Annotated in this window: 1 protein-coding gene and 1 pseudogene; one reads left to right on the top strand and one right to left on the bottom strand. The window is 73.2% G+C overall.

What is annotated here, in order from left to right; all coding sequences use genetic code 11:
* Positions 1-192, top strand: a pseudogene (locus KUM32_RS38920) (MFS transporter); the annotation flags it as partial.
* 189 nt (positions 193-381) lie between these two features.
* Here the strand turns inward: KUM32_RS38920 and KUM32_RS38915 are convergent.
* Positions 382-698 (bottom strand): Fur family transcriptional regulator (locus tag KUM32_RS38915; protein ID WP_217146503.1); only part of this gene is annotated, 317 nt, incomplete at its 5' end.

Below are 698 nucleotides of genomic sequence, written 5' to 3'. Positions count from 1 at the left end.
CCCCAGGAGACCGCCGCGCTCTCGACCTTCGCCCAGAGCGTCGGCTACCTCCTCGCCTCGGCCGGTCCCCTCGGCCTCGGGTTGGCGCACTCCGCCACCGGCTCCTGGGTGCTACCGCTGCTCATCCTGCTCGTCCTCGCGGCCCTGCAACTGCTCGTCGGGCTCGCCCTCACCGCGCGCCGAACGCACTGAACCGCAGCGCCGGCGGTGCGGCTGCGCGGGGAGGGATGCGCGGGAGGGGGAGTCGCGCCAGCGCGGGCCGCGCACCCTTGCAGGCGACGGGGCGGCCGGGCGTGGCGTACGGGAAGGAGGCGTACCGGAAGGTGGGCGTGGTCGGGCGGTTCGAACCGCCGCCCGTACGCCGTGTGCGGTGCGGCGCGGTCAGCCCTTGGCCGCGGCGCACTCGCCGCAGGTGCCGAAGATCTCGATGGTGTGCGCCACGTCCACGAAACCGTGCTCGGTGGCGATCGAGTCGGCCCACTTCTCCACGGCCGGGCCCTCGACCTCGACGGCCTTGCCGCACGAGCGGCAGACGAGGTGGTGATGGTGGTCGTCGGTGCTGCATCGCCGGTAGACGGACTCGCCCTCGTCCGTACGCAACACGTCCACCTCGCCCGCGTCGGCGAGGGACTGGAGGGTGCGGTAGACCGTGGTCAGGCCCACCGAGTCGCCGCGGTGCTTGAGCATGTCGTGGAGTT

It is taken from the genome of Streptomyces sp. AC627_RSS907, assembly GCF_019049165.1.
Note: the sequence above shows the minus strand (reverse complement) of the source record. Positions and strands in the feature narration are given on the sequence as shown.